Below are 16,651 nucleotides of genomic sequence, written 5' to 3'. Positions count from 1 at the left end.
AGCTACCAACTAGGCTCGAAGATTGTATATACCTAAATTTAAGGTATCGAGTATGCTACTTTAGACATGTTTGAACAAATGTGATCGGCATCCACAGCGAGGGTTTCGAACTCGTATCGCAGAAGGATGTCGCCGGAAATCATGTCGAAACCTGAGGAATCGATACCACAAATGCGCCAAGGACCCGACTCTGGCGCCTTTAGCCTGATAGCGAGGGCATCGGCGATATCGGGATGGCGTTCTACTAAATCTCGCACTGTCTCTGCCGCCTCGGCGGCGATCGCCTCATTCGCGGCCGACTGGATTACGAGATCATTCCCATCAAGCAGGTAGGCGCGGCCGAATCCGCCATTGAGGCTGGCCTGCTCCGGCTTGAGACGGAAGAACAGGAAATCAGGAAAGTCGATATAAAGCGCCGCCTTGCTGTGGCGATCGAGAAAACGCGTGCGGATACGCTCATGGATTGCATTGCCACGCTCGACGAGTTCTGCCAGGCATTGGGTCGTCAAACGGGGATAGGCGAGGGGGTCGCCCTTGCCGGGTTCACCGGTCAGGAGCGAAGCGCGCGGGTCCTTGGCGAGCGCTTTGGTGTGGGCCGACAGCTTCGAAACGAGGATCACGGGCGTTCCGTCGATGTCGGTAGCGACCAGCACGCGGCTGGCGAAGGGAAAGCCGGTCTCGGGGTCGAGAACGGCGATCGCAGCATAGCGGGCGGAGCGCAACAACACGCGGGCGAGCTTGCGGGCTTCGTCGTCGGTTTCGCGTAAGGGCGAGGGCTGATCTTTCATATCCGCTTTGTGACAAAGCGGATGGAAAACATCAAGCTTCCTCCTTGCGGCGATGGCGGGTGAGGCCGGCAACGATATCCTGAGCCGAGATGGTGCCCACGATCGCGCCGTTCTCGACGATTCCGATACTGCCCGGCTGGCGGGCAAGGGCATCGAGAATATCGATGAGCGGGGTCGCGGCGCGGGCCGTGGCGCTGACGCTCATGCCGGCGGCAGTCTGGCCGAGGCCTGGCTGCATGACGTCGGCGGCCGTCAGCATGTTGATCGGATTGAGGTTCTGCACGAAATCGGCGACATACTGGTCTGCGGGGTTCTTGACGATATCGTGCGGCGTCCCGCACTGGATGATGCGGCCGCTCTCCATGATGGCAATGCGATTGCCGATGCGGAAGGCCTCGTCGAGATCGTGGCTGACGAAAAGAATGGTCTTCTTCAGCCGCCGCTGGAATTCCAGGAGCTCATCCTGCAGGCGGGTGCGGATCAATGGGTCGAGCGCCGAGAAAGGCTCGTCCATGAGCAGGATCGGGGCGCCGGTGGCAAAGGCGCGGGCAAGACCGACACGCTGCTGCATGCCGCCGGAAAGCTCGTTGACCTTGCGATCGGCCCATTTCGTCAGGTTGACGAGTTCAAGCTGTTCGCCGACGCGGAGCTTGCGTTCGGCTTCCGGCATGCCGGCGAGCTCGAGACCGAAGCCGACATTGTCGGCGACGGTGCGCCAGGGCAGGAGGGCGAATTGCTGGAACACCATGGAGACGGTGTGAGTGCGCAGCTCGCGTAGCGCCTTGGCATTGCATCTATAGGGGTTGACGGGGCCGGTGGCCGCCGAGACCGCGACATCGCCACGCACCACGGGAGCGAGCCCGTTGACGGCGCGCAGGAGCGTCGACTTGCCGGAACCGGAAAGACCCATCAGCACCAGGATCTCGCCTTCCTCGATCGTCAGCGAGGCGTTGGCCACACCGAGCACCAGACCGGTGGCGGCGCCGATCTCGTCGCGCGTTTTGCCCTGGTCGACCATGGCAAGCGCGGTTTCCGGCCGATCGCCGAAGACGATGCTGACATTGTTAAAGCTTACCGCGGTCATGCAGCGCCTCCTTCACCCGCGGTGCGGAACATCCGGTCGAGAATGATTGCCAGGATGACGATGCAGAAGCCCGCCTCGAAGCCCTTGGCGATATTGACGGTGTTCAGCGCACGGACGACGGGCACGCCAAGCCCGGGAGCGCCGACAAGGGCGGCGATGACGACCATCGACAGCGACAGCATGATAGTCTGGGTGAGACCCGCCATGATCTGCGGCGTAGCGAAGGGAAGCTCGATCTTGCGCAGCACCTGTATCGGCGTCGCGCCGAAAGCGACGGCGGCTTCGACGAGGGACGGCGGCGTCGAGATGATGCCGAGGCGCGTCAGCCGGATCGGGGCGGGGATTGCGAAGATGACGGTCGCGATCAGGCCCGGCACCATGCCGAGGCCGAACAGGATGAGCGCCGGGATCAGATAGACGAATGTCGGTATAGTCTGCATGAGATCGAGCACCGGGCGCATGGCAGCATAGACCCAGGGGCGGCGGGCGGCGGCAATGCCGAGTGGAATACCGATCACCATACAGACGAAGGTGGCGGCGAGCACGAGGGCGAGCGTCTCCGTCGTTTCCTTCCAATAGTCCTGGTTGACGATCAGCAGCAGCCCGAGACAGGTGAAGACGGCAACCGCGATCGACCGGCGCAGCCAAAAGGCGATGGCGGTGATGGCCGCGATGACGATCAGCGGATGGGGCTTCTGCAGCACGAAGAGCAGGCCGTCTATGGCGCTCGACAGCAGGAAGGCGATCTGGTTGAAGAACCATTCGCCATTCGAGGTCAGCCAATCCACGAAGGATTTGGCCCAGGGGCCAACGGGAATCTTAAATTCGGTGATCCAATTCAAGGGCGCGCCCATCCAGAAAAACAACAATCGGATAAAAATGAAACGGGGCGGCGTGCCGCCCCGTTCGTATCATCAGAGGCCGAGGCCGGTCTTGGCGGCCGCGAGAGCTTCGCCCTTGCCGTCGCGGGTCTTGACGCCCGCGAGCCAGGGATCGAGTGCTGCGGGGTTGGCCTTCAGCCATTCGGAAGCCGCAGCTTCCGGTTCCTTGCCGTCGTTGAGGATCTTGCCCATGATCTGGTTCTCCATGTCGAGGGAGAACGTCAGGTTCTTCAACATCAAGCCGACATTCGGGCATTCGTCGAGATAACCGGCACGGACATTGGTGAAGACCTTGGCGCCGCCGAAATCAGGGCCGAAGACGTTGTCGCCGCCTGTGAGGTAGGTCAGCTTGAAGTTGGTGTTCATCGGATGGGGTTCCCAGCCGAGGAAGACAACGGGCTTGCCCGCTTTGTCGGCACGGGCGACCTGGGCGAGCATGCCCTGCTCTGAGGACTCGACGACTTCCAGATCCTTGAGGCCGAACTCGTTCTTCTCGATCATGTCCATGACGAGGCGGTTGCCATCATTGCCAGGCTCGATGCCGTAGATCTTGCCGTCGAGATCGTCCTTGTGGGCGGCAATGTCCTTGAAGTCCTTGATGCCGAGCTCGGCGCCTTTAGCATTGGTGGCGAGCGTGTACTTGGCCCCGACGAGGTTGGGGCCGAAGGATTCGACCGACTTATCGTCGATATAGGGACGGACGTCCTTTTCCTGCGTCGGCATCCAGTTGCCGAGGAAGATGTCGATGTCCTTGTTCTTCAGCGACGTGTAGGTGACCGGGACCGAGAGAACCTTGACGTCGGTCTCATAGCCGATGCTCTTGAGGATCACGGATGCGGTGGCGGTGGTGGCGGTGATATCCGTCCAGCCGACGTCCGCGAAGCGGACGGTGGCGCAGCTGTCAGGGTCTGCGGCGAAGGCGGCGGTCGCAACGGAGAGGGCGGCGACGGCAGTTGCGGTAACGAGTTTGAACGTGCTTGTTGTTTTCATTTTAGACTCCCAGTCTTTAAGTTCCCAAGCCAACCATCAATAACCGAGTTTGACAAGCGACCTCAGTGCGTTTGCGCCGTATCGACCCATGCGATTGCGACGTCGGCGGACTTCTTGGCAATGTCTTGTTTTCGGGGCTTTCAGCGGTTTCGAGCCGGATTCCTGTGATTATCGCTCACTCAGGGCTTTTCTTTGCCATTCCGAGCTTTCAATAAGCCGATCAAGGAGAAATCGGATGGCAAAACTCTATTTCAACTACTCGACGATGAACGCCGGCAAGTCGACGATGCTGCTGCAGGCCTCCTATAATTACCAGGAGCGCGGCATGCGCACGGTGCAGCTGATCGCCGCCTTCGACGAGCGCGCGGGCCGAGGCGTCATCGGCTCGCGGATCGGCTTGGAGGCCAGCGCCATTCCCTTCGAGCCGCATGAGGATCTGTTCCGGTTGGTTGCGACGCTGAGCGGCGAAGGAGCACCGATTTCCTGCATCTTCGTCGACGAGGCGCATTTCATGACGCCTGTCCATGTCTGGCAGCTTGCCCGCGTCGTCGACAGGCTCGGCATCCCTGTGATGGTCTACGGGCTGAGAACCGATTTCCAGGGCAAGCTGTTTCCTGCCTCGCAGGAACTTCTGGCGATCGCCGATGAAATGCGCGAAGTGCGCACGATCTGCCATTGCGGGCGTAAGGCGACGATGGTTGTGCGGTTCGACGCGGAAGGAAAAGTATTGCACGAAGGCGCGCAGATCGATGTCGGCGGCAACGAGAAATATGTCTCGCTCTGCCGCAGGCATTGGGACGACGCGATGAACGGTGCCTGGATCGCCGAGCCGGTCTGAAGCCGGCGACGCTGCCTGTTTTCTTTGGCGCCGCAAGCGGCTAGCTTGGGCCAGGAGATTCCTTGGAGAGGCTTGGTGCGCAAACCCCCGCCATTCGACAGCCAGTATGAAGCCGCAGGTAGCCTTGCCGAAAGGATTGCGGCCGAGGGAGCCTATTGCGTGGCCGCGATCGGCGCCTTCAGCGGTGACGAAACACGATCGGCCGACGAGGTCTTCCTCGAGCAGAATGCCCGCTTCCAGGCCCATATCGCCGATGCTGCGGCGCTCGACGCCCAACTGGCCGAGCTGGTCTTTTGCCTCGATCGGTTGACGGCCGAGGTTTCAGCCGATCTCGACAGTTTCCGGGGGTTGACGCTGCGCGAGAAGATGGCCGGCTGGGTGTCGCGCCAACGGATGTGGCGCATATATACCGAACGTGTGCGCGAAGCACCCGTCATCGAGCGGCTGCTCGACCTTTTGACGAAATCGGACGCGCTCGCGGGGCTGATCGCCGGCCAGCGCGCCGCGCTCACCGAACGGCACAAGGCCGCCGAACTCAGCCTTGTCGATATCGTCGAGCACAGGCGTCGGCTGGTCGTTTCCATCGACATCGCCCGCCTCAAGATGAAGGAGCTCAATGCCAAGGCGCTGACGACGCAGGGCCGGATCGGCGTCTATGGCAACAGGGCGCATTGGGAGCAGATGGAGGCGGAGCGGCGGGCGCTGAAGGCGGAGGCCGAGCGGATTTCCGCCGGGGAGCACGAGATGCGCGACGACAGCCAGAGGCGTGAGCGCTTCATCGGCCTGTTCCAGGCCTTTGTCGATTCGCTGAACGGCCGGATCGCCGCCGGCAACGTGCTGCTGCGCAAGCTGTTGATCGACGTGGAAGAACGGCTGATCATCTACCAGGCGCAGGTCGATACCGACCGACCGGGCATGAAGGTGAGGATCAAGCCGGAACTCTTTCCGGATATCGCCGCGCCGATCAGACTGTTCGAGAAGGGCATGCTGGTTGCCCAGGATCTGGAGCGGCGCAAGAGCCGCGCCAATCTCGAATTCGCCAGAAGGTTTCCGACCTATGCCGAGCCGCCGCCGGAAACATCGGGAGCGCCTCTGATCGACACGGCGCGCAGGTCCTTCCGTTTCAGCCTGCCTTTCCTGCGCTCCTGATCAGCAGGGCCTAGGCAATACCCCTCTTGCGCAATGCTTTCATTCCGAAAAATCGAAGGGCTCGTGTTGTGCTCGGCCCATCGAGCGCATATGTGGGATGCAGCGGGGCGGCAAAGTCCCGATGTTCGCCTCGCCTGACAGGAGACGACGATGCTTGACCGGATAGCCGGTTTTTTCAGGCTGATCGGCCAGACGATCGGCCGCTGGGCCCGCCTGTTTTCCGCCTGGGCTTTTTGGCCCTTTCTTGCCGCGCACGGCTGGTATCAGCGCCGGAGCTGGATGATCCGGCTGCCGGTCATCGCTTTCGTGGCGCTGCTGGTCGTACTCTACGGTTATTTCTTCTTGCAGACGCAGGCCTGGACGAATTTCAACCCCGCCTTCGTCGATCAGTACCGGCTTTCCGAACGCAAGGTTGCCGCCGGGCAGGAAGTGCCGGCCGCCGAGAGCGCCAATGCGACGGCGCCGAAGACCTGCCAACGCTCGGCGATCGTCGACGTCGCGGCCGATCTGACCGATTTCAATGTCAACCAGAACGCATGGATCTCCTCCATGCTGCTCTACAAGATGGGCTTCTTCGGCATCGACTGGGATCACACCCCCTTCCTCGACAACAAGGCCTCTTTCCAGCGCGGCATCAACCAGGCGGTCCGGCGGACTTCGGCGGAGCTTGTCGATACGCTCGGGCGTGTGCGCGGCACCTCGGGCATCAACAACGACCTGCAGAGCGCGCGCGGCAATCTGCAGTTCGACGAAAACAGCTGGTATTTTGGGCTCAATCCTTTCGGGCCGAAGACGCCGACTCCTTCCTATTACCGCTCGGCGATAGGCAGCCTGCGCAAGTTCAACACCGATCTCGCCCTCTGCAACGTCATTTTCGACGGCCGCGCTGATAATCTGATGCAGTTCATCGATCGCATCGCCAACGATCTCGGCGGCACCTCCGACATGCTCGCCGAGCGCTCGGAAAACCACAATCGCGGCTGGTTCGATACCCGTGCCGACGACCGGTTCTGGTTCGCTTACGGCCAGCTCTACGGCTATTACGCGATCATGGCGGCCGCCCAGGCGGATTTCTCGCAGGTGCTGGCGGAACGCAATCTCGGAGCGATCTGGGGCGGGACCATGCGGCAGTTTCAGGCGGCGCTGCGCATCCAGCCGGCGATCATCTCGAACGGGCGCGAGGATGGCTGGATCATGCCGAGCCATCTCGCCACCATGGGCTTCTATATTCTGAGGGTACGCTCGAACCTCGTCGAGGTCCGCTCGGTGCTTGACCGCTAAAACGTCCGGGGTCAGCGGGGTATCGTGTTGTCCTCGAAGCCGACGACGCGCAGTTTCTCGACGAATTCATAGGTGATGCCGACGATGCCGCCGCCGCTTTCATCGTTTCGGAAGCGGCCGACGCTACGCACCAGCTTGTAGCCGCCAAGCCGGTTGTCGACGCGATAAACGAAATGGAAGCCGACGCCGTGACGGCTCGCCTCTTCGAAGGTTTGGGCGATCAGGCTGCGGTCTTCCTCGTGGATGCGCGACATCAGCTCTGTCAGGTTGACGGGGCCGTCGCTGTAGGAGAGGCCGAAGATCGCATGGACATCCTCGCTTGCAAAGAAATGTCCTGTCTCGATGTCGATGCGCCAGAAGCCGAAAAGACGATAGGCAGCAAGCATCTGGACGACTTCCGCATCGGTGATGCCGATGTGGGCGCGGGATTGTTCTGTCTTGTCAATAACGGGCTGTTCGAAGTGAAGCGGCACGATTCCCCCAGATCACCGGACGACGTGCCGACTCTCTTCTGATGCCTCAGTTGATCAGCTTCAATCGAATTGCCTTAGCTACCAACTGGGTCCGGTTGACGCAATCGAGTTTTTTGATCGCGTTCGTCATATAGGCGTTCACAGTATGGTCCGAGAGCGTCAGGATCTGACCGATTTCGATCGAGGTCTTGCCTTGGGCAGTCCAGCGCACAACTTCTAGTTCGCGAGTCGACAGCGCGTTATGCGCGCATTCCTCGTTACGTTTGACTGCATTGTATGCATTCAGTGCATGGAGAATGATCATTGCCAGCTCGTTGATTTCGCTCTGGCCGAGTGCGGCGCGCTCGCCGCAGAACCAGAAGACCAGGCGCTGGCCGTCGGCTGCAATGGTCGGCATGGCAACGCCTGCCGGTATGGCATGGCGCAGCATCAGGGCACGCAGTTCGCCGGAGAAAGCCTGACCATTGGAGGCGTCGTTGAGGTGCCATGCCGGCGGCACGGCAGACTCCCTCAGCCTTACGCCGAAAGGGCAGTCGCGCATCATGTGGGCACGGTCGAAATCCCTGACATAGGCGGCCGGAAGCGAGCTCTCGATCAGCAGGGGTTTCAAGAGAAGGTCTTCCGGGGAGGGGGCGTGCATCAGTGTTGCATGCGATAATCCGAAGGATGTGGAGACCCTGCCAAGCGCCTGCGCAAACAGGCTGCGCGTTCGTGCGGTCGAAAGTTCTGCCGAAAGCAATGACTGTCTTTCAGAGGTAGTCATGTAAGACATTTGTACGCCCCCGGCAGCCCAATGTTAACGCTATCAAATACAGAAAATCGGCGGGATGCTAGCCCCAATTGACGTAACGCAAGCCGATTCATTCGAATTGTGAATAATTAGCCACGGTAGTGCGCGCGCCCGTTGAGTTTCGACTTGCAAAAATAGCGTTGCGGTATCTCTGAGTTCTTTCACTGCGGCATAGGGATGGTCTCGCGCAGCCGGGCAAGGAGAGAATCACTTGGGAGAGTTTTGCGGAAGAACTCGGCTCTCTCCGGCACGGGCGCAAAGGTGGTGGACCGGTCTGCCTGCAGCGCTTTGCGCTGGAGCGGGTGAACTGCGTGAACGCGGCCGCAGCGGGTCGCTGTTTCAGCCTGATTGCGGTGAGAGAACAGAGATAAGAAGGATGGCAGCAGGCGGCGAAATCCGACTTGCTGGCAGTCAATCCAATTGCTAAGCGTGTGCTCAGTACAGCTGAGGCAATTTAATCGTGCGCTTTACAATTTCCTTTTTGGTGAAGTGTCTGTTTTCCAGATTATTACTTGTTTTTCTCCTTTTGACCTTGCCGGTCGGAGCGGCAACCTCGCAGGCTGCCGGGGAGAAGAAGGCGGCACAGCCGCCGATGAGCTTCATCCTCGTGCGTAGTCTCCTCTGCCAAGAAAACTGTCCGGAATGGATATCGGCGGAGGGGCGCATAACGTCGGATACGCCCGCGCGGCTGAGAAAAATGCTCAAGAAGATCGGCGGCCGTAAATTGCCTGTCGTTTTCCGTTCTGAGGGTGGGGACGTCGATGCCGCCTACGCGATGGGCCGGATGATCCGCAAGTCCGGGCTGGAAACGGCGGTCGGCGGCACGCGGCTGAAGGGATGCCCCGTTGGGGACACGCGCTGCCAAGCCGCTATTGCAAAGGACGGTCCGTCGGGCGGCTACACTTATTCGGCTGGTGCATACTGTTTTTCCGCGTGTCCACTGGCGTTAGCGGGCGGTGTGTCGCGTGTCTCGTCGCAATGGGCCTTCATCGGCGTGCACCAGATCACGACCGTCTACAACAAGGTGCGAGTTTCCTATCGCATTGAATACAAGATCGTGAATGGCAAGAAGAAGGAAATCTCCCGCAAGGAGGTCGGACGCAAGGTGGCGGGGCAGAGCAGTTCCACCGAACTTGGAAAGAAGGCTACCGCTGCTTTGACGGCCTATTTGAAGGAAATGGGCGTCAGCGAAGAAGTGATCGGTCTGATGATGAGCGCCACGCCTGACAACATCAATATCGTACCGGCTACGGAGGCACTTCGAACAGGTCTCATCACGGACATGTTGTCCTACAATGAGTGGCCGGGCATGCCGCTCTGCGCCCCAGATGCAGCGGCCGAGGCTGTCTGTCACAGCCATCCGGTAGCCGAAGCCCCTGTGATGGCCAAGGCGCCTGTATCTCAGGCGCCCGTGCAGGATGCGGCCACAGAGACAAGCGAGAAACTACCGAAAACCCAGCCGATGGACTTCCTCCTGATGTCCAATGGCAACTGCCGGGAAGAGTGCACGCAGTGGATTTCTGCGGATGGAGACATCACGCCGGATACGCCGGCTCGGCTGAAGGCGATGTTGACGACGCTCGGCGAAAGAAAGCTGCCGATCGTCCTTCAGTCTAATGGCGGGGACATGGATGCGGCATTCGTGATGGGGCGTATGATCCGTGCTGCAGGTCTGGAGACCTCGATTGGCAGAACGCAGTTGCCGAATTGTCCAAAGCTGGATCCGCGTTGCAAAGCCAGCATCGCCAAAAGCGGACCGACCGCGGGAGAAGTCTTTGCCGGCCGTGCGTATTGCCTTTCAAGCTGTACTCTTGTCCTGATGAGCGGAACGCCGCGGATTGTCGGATATTCCTCGATCGGCCTCGTCAGGCCCACGACGGCTGAATATACGAGATTCTTCGCTTATTTCGACGAGATGGGCGTGAGCGCCGAGACATACGAGACGATGATGTTCGCGACATCAATTGAGCGAGGGACTATACTTCGTTCCCAGGCGCTCAAGTTTGGCATCGTCAATGGTATCATCCCTTATGATGAAAAGCCCGGCTTGCATGTCTGTAGGCCGGAGGCGAAGGAAAGCCTTAGATGCCCGAGAAAAGCTGAGGCAGAGACCGTTCCTGTTGCGGCTTCGGTCAATTGATCTCAGGACGCCAAAGAGCGTAGCTCGGCGTTTTTGCGCTGGGCTGCTGCTTGTTTAAGCTCCGAAGGCGCCTCGTGTTGCCCGTTTAGCGGCCGCAAGGCGTGGCGCTATTCACACCCCGCCGATATTTCGCTATCTCGATGAAGAGAAAAGCAACGACTCCGCTCCCGCGGAGCTCGGATGGGGAAACATCCATGCCATCAATCAAATCCGATATCGAAATCGCGCGCGCCGCGGCCAAGAAGCCGATCTTCGAAATCGGGGCGAAACTGGGCATTCCGGTCGAGCAGCTCGCTCCCTATGGTCACGACAAGGCGAAGGTCAGCGCCGAGTTCATCGCCGCGCAGGCGGGCAAGAAGGACGGCAAGCTGATCCTCGTCACGGCGATCAATCCCACACCGGCGGGCGAGGGCAAGACGACCACCACCGTCGGGCTCGGCGACGGGCTGAACAGGATCGGCAAGAAGGCCATTGTCTGCATCCGCGAGGCCTCGCTCGGTCCCTGCTTCGGCGTCAAGGGCGGGGCGGCCGGCGGCGGTTATGCGCAGGTCGTGCCGATGGAAGACATCAACCTGCATTTCACCGGCGATTTCCATGCGATCACATCGGCGCACAATCTGCTGGCGGCTATGGTCGACAACCACATTTACTGGGGCAACGAAGAGAATATCGACATCCGCCGCATCACCTGGCGGCGGGTCATGGACATGAACGACCGGGCGCTCAGAAGCATGGTCTCATCGCTCGGCGGCGTCGCCAACGGTTTCCCGCGCCAGGGCGGGTTCGACATCACCGTCGCCTCCGAGGTGATGGCGATCCTCTGCCTCGCCACCGACCTCAAGGATCTGGAGCAGCGCCTCGGCGACATCATCATCGGCTATCGTTTCGACAGGACACCAGTGCATGCGCGCGACCTGAAGGCCGACGGCGCCATGGCGGTGCTGTTGAAAGATGCGATGCAGCCGAACCTGGTGCAGACGCTGGAGAACAATCCGGCCTTCGTGCATGGCGGGCCTTTCGCCAATATCGCCCATGGCTGCAATTCGGTGACGGCGACGAAGACGGCGCTGAAGCTCGGCGACTATGTGGTGACGGAAGCAGGGTTCGGCGCCGATCTCGGAGCGGAAAAATTCTTCGACATCAAGTGCCGCAAGGCGGGGCTGAAGCCGGATGCGGCGGTGATCGTCGCGACCGTCCGGGCGCTGAAGATGAATGGCGGGGTGAAGAAGGAAGATCTCGGCACGGAGGATGTCGCGGCGCTGAAGAAGGGCTGTGCCAATCTTGGCCGGCACGTCGCCAATGTGCGCCGTTTCGGCGTGCCCGTCGTCGTGGCGATCAACCATTTCGTCTCGGATACCGACGCCGAGATCGCGGCAGTCAAGGAATTCGTCTCGAGGCTTGGCGCCGAGGCGATCCTCTGCCGTCACTGGGCGCTGGGTTCGGCCGGCATCGAGGAATTGGCGCACAAGGTGGTGGAACTGGCAGAATCCGGGCAGGCGAAATTCCAGCCGCTTTACGGCGACGATCTTTCGCTGTTCGAGAAGATCGAGATCGTCGCCTCGAAAATCTATCACGCCGGCGAGGTGACGGCCGACAAGGCGGTGCGCGACCAGTTACAGACATGGGAAGAGCAGGGCTACGGCAAGCTGCCGATCTGCATGGCGAAGACGCAATATTCATTCTCCACCGATCCGAACCTGCGCGGCGCGCCGGAAGGTCACATCGTCACCGTGCGAGAGGTGCGGCTTTCGGCGGGAGCGGGCTTCGTCGTCGCCATCACCGGCGAGATCATGACAATGCCCGGCCTGCCGAAATCGCCGTCGGCGGAACGGATTTTCCTGAACGACCAGGGGTATATCGAGGGATTGTTCTGATCTTCAGAGCGCTTGCCGAGGTGGGGAGTGTTTGGAGCTTAATCTAGTACGCGGAGCAAATTGGCGGCAGGTCGCAAGAGCCGTAATGAATTATCCCGTTTTGATTGTCTTACTCATGTTGACGCCAGTGACGCGAAAGCCGGTACCCTCGTAGACATGTTTTGCGCGCTTGTTATCCTCGGCAACACGCAACCTTATCTGCTCGAACCCCGTCCGCGCCAGTTCAGTTTCCAGCACATATAATGCCTGTTTGCCGAACCCTTTTCCCTGATGTGCAGCGAAGATATAGAAATCTTTGATGAATGCAGAGCGGCTTGCCAAATCCGGTCGGTACCAAAGATAACCCACGACGCTCTCAGCTTCCGGCGTTCGGTTTACGACACAGAACATGACCTCGCCGGGAGTATTGATGCCATGTGGCAGGTCGTTCGCGATTTCCTGTTTGGCCCGTGCCAAGGCCTGAGTGCCTGAAAGACCGTAGTTGGCCGAAATCTCGGTCGCATAATCAGTGATGAAATAATCGAGGTAAGCCGGATATTCGCTATCACGCATGGGTCTGAATGAGATCATCGTACTTCCTGGTTGTGAGCCTACGTCCCAGCTGCATGCTAGGTAAAAAGAGATTTCCCAATCGAGATAATTGCTAGCAGTGTCAAATCTCAGGAAGCGCGGCGGCGAGATCGGCGAGCGACGGAATCTTTTGATTCCGTTGGTCTAGACCCAAGCAATTGCCGAGCCATGTGAAGAAGGAGATCCGGAGTTTCCGAGTCATGATGGGCGCTCCGCCGGTTCTTCGCATTCAAGTCTAGTGGTTGAATGGCCTGATTCAAGCGGGAATCGCAAACCACTGAAATGATTAGTGACAGTAGCGATAGCCGCCCTTCCTCTCGATCACGTCGAGGTGGAAGTGGGTCTCGTGGGCGGCGTCGCTTTCGGGGTCGAGGACGGTGGTGAAGTAGAGGCAGCCGGCGGCGCTGACGGTGCGCTGGAAGGCGCCGGTGAGGGTCGAATCCTCGCGACGGGAACGGACGACGACATCCTCGCCCTTTTCGAAATGGAAGCTCGCAATATCGATGGCGTTGCCGCGGGCATGCTCGGAGATCTTGCCGGTTCCAGCGCCGTTGCGCAGGCGGCACATATAGGAGGTTGCCTGGTTGACGGTGGTGATGCGGCCCTGCTCCGGCAGGGCGGCGGAAGCTGCCGGGATCACGCTGTCCTTCATCCAGCGAGCAAGGGCAAGCGCTGCCGGGCAGCGGATCGTCGCCTCCGGCTTCAGTCTCATGCCTGGAAGGGCTTCGGAGACGATGATCGGCTTGTCGATGCCGCAGCCATTACCATCGTCGATGCGCGGCGCTTCTTTGAAGACGACGCCCAGGGACTGGAGTGCAGCCGTGCATTCGGCATGCTCGGCATCGCTTTCGGGTTCGATCGTCAGGTGTTGCTCTTCCAGTGTCTGTTCGCCGGGCGGCTTACCTTCTTCCGTCGGCGGCTGCGAGCTTTCAGGGCTGCCCGGCGGCCGTGGCGGACCTTGCATCGGTTCTGACGGCTCGGGCTTTGACGGTGCGGCCTGCGGCGCTGGCGGCGGGTGCGGTACCGGTGCCTGCCGGTCCTTTAGATCGGGTTTCGGCTGAGGGGCCGGGACCTCTTCGGGCGCGGGCGGCTCCACCTCCGAGGACGGGGAGGTGGGGCTGGTCGCCTGTCCGGCATCTGGCCGAGGTTCGGGCACCGGGCCTCGCGGGGGCAGGCGGGCGCCGGCAAGAAAGACGGTTGCGGCGAGAAGGATCGCCAATGTCGAAAGTTTTCTCAACGCGTCCGATTCCTCATATCCGTGGCTAAAGACAACGCATGAGGGCGTTTTTCGTTGCAATTGTGCAACGTCACTGAAGTTCGCTAAAACTTGATGCATATATTCAACATAAACCGGCGACTTATGTTGACAGCGCTCCTCATGTTTTTTATGCGGCAAAAAGAAGGCGGAGTTCCACTTCGTCTTCATCCGCAAAAGCCCAGCCAGCCCCTCGAGCGTGCGAAACGCCACGACCAGCCAGCCCGGTAATCATCATGAGAGGGTAGGTTATGATCGTCCGGCATTGGCGTTCGGTTCTATTGGTCTGCACGGCAGCCACAGTTGTTCTTCCCGTTTCGCAGTCTTTCGCGCAAAGCGCTCCGGCAACAGCGCCGCAAGCCACGACGGAGGACAGCACCGTCCTGCAAAAGATCGTCGTCAAGGGCAAACGAGTGGCGCCGGGCAGCGTCGCCGACACGCCGCTTGCCACCGAGATCACCGCGAAGCAGCTCGAAGAAAAGCAGGTCACCAATTTTGACGATATCGGCCGCAGCATCGATGCAGGCGTAAATTATTCGCGTGGTGACGCAGGCTTCAACCTGCGCGGCCTTTCCGGCGCTCGCATCCTGACCACCATTGACGGCATTCCGATCCCGTATATTTCGAACAGCTCGCGCCAGGGTGCCTTTGCGCCGGCCAACGCCAACGGCGGCGGCGACACCTTCGATTTCGATTCACTGTCCTCGCTCGATATCGTGCGCGGCGCGGATTCGAGCAAGGGCGGTTCCGGCATGCTCGGCGGCGCCATTGTTCTCAATACGCTGGAGCCGGAGGATCTCATTCCTGAAGGCCGGGATTGGGGTGCGATCGTCAAGTCGACCTATGACAGCGAAGACCGCAGCATTTCCGGCTCGGCCGCCGCTGCCAAGAAGATCGGCAACACGTCGATCCTCTTTCAGGGCGGCTACCGCAAGGGCCATGAACGCGACAATATGGGCACCAACGACAGCTACGGTGCTTTTCGCACCGAGGCGAATCCGGCTGATTTCGATCAGAACAACCTGCTCTTCAAACTACGCCAGGAGCTGGAAGGCGGCCATCGCATCGGCTTGACAGCGGAACGATTCCGCCGCGATCTTAAGACCGACCTGCGCCAACTCCAGGGAGGCACCAGTCCTCGCAACTTCATGATCGACAATTATGACGGTCGCGAACTGCGTGACCGCGATCGCGTATCGCTCGATTATGATTATGAAGCGCAGTCCTCCGACGCGTTCTTCAGCAGTGCGCGTGCCACGCTCTATTGGCTGGATTTGAAGAAGGAAGCCGGCAGCAGGGGCCGTACGACCGCCAATGTGGCCTATGGACGTAACAACGAGATTGAAAACGAAACCTGGGGCTTCAGTGGCACGGCAACGAAGGATTTCGAATATTCCGGTCTCAGCCACTCCGTTCGGGTGGGCCTCGACGTTGGCGTTTCGAGCTGGAGCCAGTATAGCTGGGCACTTTGCCCGACGCCCACAACGTGCCCGGCGCTAAATAACCAGGCGGAAGTGCCCAATGTCGACAGCCAGAATCTTGGGCTTGTTGTCGAAGACAAGATCGAAATCGGCAATACCGGCTTCGCGCTGACACCCGGTTTCCGCTTTGACTGGTTCTACTACAATCCCTCGACCGGCGGGAGTTTCGCAAGCAATACCGGGCTTACCCGTTTCGGGGACCTGAACGACCGAACGGAAGCCGGCCTGTCACCGAAGATTCTTGCGACATACGACCTGACACCTGACGTGCAGCTCTACATGCAGCTGGCCGTTGGCTTCCGCGCACCCACCGTGGACGAACTCTACAGCCGCTTCTACAACCCGACGGGCCGCTACGCCCAGCTCGGCAATCCCGATCTGGAACCCGAAATCGGCCGCGGCGTCGAAATCGGCGCTAATTTTGACACGGGCGATTTTACCGGTCGGGTCGCGGCCTTCCATACCCGCTACCAGAACTTTATCGAGACAGTGGCGACGAGGGATGTGACCGGCTTCACGGAGTTCAATTACACGAACGTAGCAGCTGCAACGATCTCGGGTATCGAAGCCAGCGCAGTCAAAACGTTCAACAACGGCGTCAACCTGCACGCTTCACTTGCCTATGCTTACGGTAGGAATGAAGAAACCACACAGCGCCTGCGCTCAGTAGCGCCGTTCAAGGCAATCGTCGGCGGCGGCTGGAGCAATGAAACTTTCGGCTTCGATCTGTCTTCGACGCTTTCGGCTGGCATGCTAACCGACCATCTCGATACCGTCGGCTCGCCTCCCGACACGACCTTCGATGCGCCCGGTTATGGTATCGTCGATCTGACGGCATGGTGGACGCCGGAGCAGATGAAGGGCCTGCGTATCCAGGGGGGTGTCTACAACATCTTTGATCAGGAACATTACAACGCACTGGCCGTGCGCGAGGTCAATCTGAGCTCGGCGACGGCGTCCCAGCCGCAGGAGTGGTATTCGGAGCCGGGTCGTACGTTCAAGGTCTCGATCACCAAGACTTTCTGATCGCGATCACGCCTTCAAGGCTGGGGAGGGG

At 60.0% G+C, this 16,651-nt stretch carries 14 protein-coding genes; 6 read left to right on the top strand and 8 right to left on the bottom strand.

Annotated elements, in window-relative coordinates:
* Positions 1-38: 38 nt before the first annotated feature.
* The 4 genes from FY112_RS23150 to FY112_RS23135 form a co-directional block, all read right to left on the bottom strand.
* Positions 39-788 (bottom strand): pyridoxamine 5'-phosphate oxidase family protein, encoded by a 750-nt coding sequence (locus tag FY112_RS23150; RefSeq protein ID WP_151519371.1) that lies wholly within the window; start codon positions 786-788, stop codon positions 39-41.
* A 31-nt stretch (positions 789-819) separates the two neighbouring features.
* Positions 820-1,872: a choline ABC transporter ATP-binding protein gene (gene choV, locus FY112_RS23145; protein WP_020051154.1), complete on the bottom strand. Its 1,053-nt coding sequence runs from the start codon at positions 1,870-1,872 to the stop codon at positions 820-822.
* Complete coding sequence (gene choW, locus FY112_RS23140) at positions 1,869-2,714, bottom strand: choline ABC transporter permease subunit (protein WP_017961531.1); 846 nt, start codon at positions 2,712-2,714, stop codon at positions 1,869-1,871. The genes choV and choW overlap by 4 nt, the downstream gene beginning before the upstream one ends.
* A gap of 72 nt (positions 2,715-2,786) precedes the next feature.
* The gene (locus FY112_RS23135) at positions 2,787-3,743 is read right to left on the bottom strand and encodes a choline ABC transporter substrate-binding protein (protein ID WP_151519370.1); all 957 of its coding nucleotides are present in this window, start codon (positions 3,741-3,743) and stop codon (positions 2,787-2,789) included.
* A 235-nt stretch (positions 3,744-3,978) separates the two neighbouring features.
* On the opposite strand from FY112_RS23135, the gene FY112_RS23130 reads away from it, so the two are divergent.
* From FY112_RS23130 to FY112_RS23120, 3 genes are all read left to right on the top strand, one after another.
* Complete coding sequence (locus FY112_RS23130; protein WP_017961529.1) at positions 3,979-4,581, top strand: thymidine kinase; 603 nt, start codon at positions 3,979-3,981, stop codon at positions 4,579-4,581.
* A gap of 75 nt (positions 4,582-4,656) precedes the next feature.
* Positions 4,657-5,730 (top strand): hypothetical protein, encoded by a 1,074-nt coding sequence (locus FY112_RS23125; protein ID WP_026158804.1) that lies wholly within the window; start codon positions 4,657-4,659, stop codon positions 5,728-5,730.
* Between the two features lie 150 nt (positions 5,731-5,880).
* Positions 5,881-7,011, top strand: coding sequence for a DUF2333 family protein (locus FY112_RS23120; RefSeq protein ID WP_017961527.1), 1,131 nt, complete (start codon positions 5,881-5,883; stop codon positions 7,009-7,011).
* Between the two features lie 11 nt (positions 7,012-7,022).
* Here FY112_RS23120 and FY112_RS23115 read toward each other — a convergent pair whose 3' ends face one another.
* Positions 7,023-7,484, bottom strand: coding sequence for a PAS domain-containing protein (locus tag FY112_RS23115; protein WP_017961526.1), 462 nt, complete (start codon positions 7,482-7,484; stop codon positions 7,023-7,025).
* A gap of 46 nt (positions 7,485-7,530) precedes the next feature.
* Complete coding sequence (locus FY112_RS23110) at positions 7,531-8,256, bottom strand: helix-turn-helix transcriptional regulator (protein WP_017961525.1); 726 nt, start codon at positions 8,254-8,256, stop codon at positions 7,531-7,533.
* A 478-nt stretch (positions 8,257-8,734) separates the two neighbouring features.
* On the opposite strand from FY112_RS23110, the gene FY112_RS23105 reads away from it, so the two are divergent.
* Together FY112_RS23105 and FY112_RS23100 are read left to right on the top strand one after the other, a co-directional pair.
* On the top strand, positions 8,735-10,414 hold the full coding sequence (locus FY112_RS23105) for a hypothetical protein (protein WP_151519369.1): 1,680 nt from the start codon (positions 8,735-8,737) through the stop codon (positions 10,412-10,414).
* Between the two features lie 194 nt (positions 10,415-10,608).
* A complete protein-coding gene (locus FY112_RS23100; protein ID WP_131619649.1) occupies positions 10,609-12,288 on the top strand; it encodes a formate--tetrahydrofolate ligase in 1,680 nt (559 codons plus the stop codon).
* A gap of 90 nt (positions 12,289-12,378) precedes the next feature.
* Here FY112_RS23100 and FY112_RS23095 read toward each other — a convergent pair whose 3' ends face one another.
* Positions 12,379-12,858 carry a GNAT family N-acetyltransferase gene (locus FY112_RS23095; protein WP_165504550.1) on the bottom strand — a complete coding sequence of 160 codons (480 nt, stop codon included), beginning with the start codon at positions 12,856-12,858 and terminating at the stop codon, positions 12,379-12,381.
* Positions 12,859-13,144: 286 nt separating this feature from the next.
* On the bottom strand, positions 13,145-14,155 hold the full coding sequence (locus FY112_RS23090) for an extensin family protein (protein ID WP_165507527.1): 1,011 nt from the start codon (positions 14,153-14,155) through the stop codon (positions 13,145-13,147).
* Positions 14,156-14,364: 209 nt separating this feature from the next.
* Between FY112_RS23090 and FY112_RS23085 the strand changes: the two genes are divergently transcribed.
* Positions 14,365-16,620, top strand: a complete 2,256-nt coding sequence (locus FY112_RS23085; protein ID WP_151519368.1) for a TonB-dependent hemoglobin/transferrin/lactoferrin family receptor — start codon at positions 14,365-14,367, stop codon at positions 16,618-16,620.
* Positions 16,621-16,651 lie beyond the last annotated feature (31 nt).

The sequence above is a fragment of the Rhizobium sp. PEPV16 genome (genome assembly GCF_008919455.1).
GTDB lineage: Bacteria > Pseudomonadota > Alphaproteobacteria > Rhizobiales > Rhizobiaceae > Rhizobium > Rhizobium leguminosarum_Q.
This window is presented reverse-complemented; position numbering and strand designations above follow the sequence as displayed.

What these genes read in the sequence shown, in the direction of transcription:
- FY112_RS23150 (WP_151519371.1), bottom strand. Translation starts at nt 788, where the DNA reads ATGAAAGATCAGCCCTCGCCCTTACGCGAAACCGACGACGAAGCCCGC.
- choV (WP_020051154.1), bottom strand. Translation starts at nt 1,872, where the DNA reads ATGACCGCGGTAAGCTTTAACAATGTCAGCATCGTCTTCGGCGATCGG.
- FY112_RS23135 (WP_151519370.1), bottom strand. Translation starts at nt 3,743, where the DNA reads ATGAAAACAACAAGCACGTTCAAACTCGTTACCGCAACTGCCGTCGCC.
- FY112_RS23130 (WP_017961529.1), top strand. Translation starts at nt 3,979, where the DNA reads ATGGCAAAACTCTATTTCAACTACTCGACGATGAACGCCGGCAAGTCG.
- FY112_RS23120 (WP_017961527.1), top strand. Translation starts at nt 5,881, where the DNA reads ATGCTTGACCGGATAGCCGGTTTTTTCAGGCTGATCGGCCAGACGATC.
- FY112_RS23110 (WP_017961525.1), bottom strand. Translation starts at nt 8,256, where the DNA reads ATGTCTTACATGACTACCTCTGAAAGACAGTCATTGCTTTCGGCAGAA.
- FY112_RS23100 (WP_131619649.1), top strand. Translation starts at nt 10,609, where the DNA reads ATGCCATCAATCAAATCCGATATCGAAATCGCGCGCGCCGCGGCCAAG.
- FY112_RS23095 (WP_165504550.1), bottom strand. Translation starts at nt 12,858, where the DNA reads ATGATCTCATTCAGACCCATGCGTGATAGCGAATATCCGGCTTACCTC.
- FY112_RS23085 (WP_151519368.1), top strand. Translation starts at nt 14,365, where the DNA reads ATGATCGTCCGGCATTGGCGTTCGGTTCTATTGGTCTGCACGGCAGCC.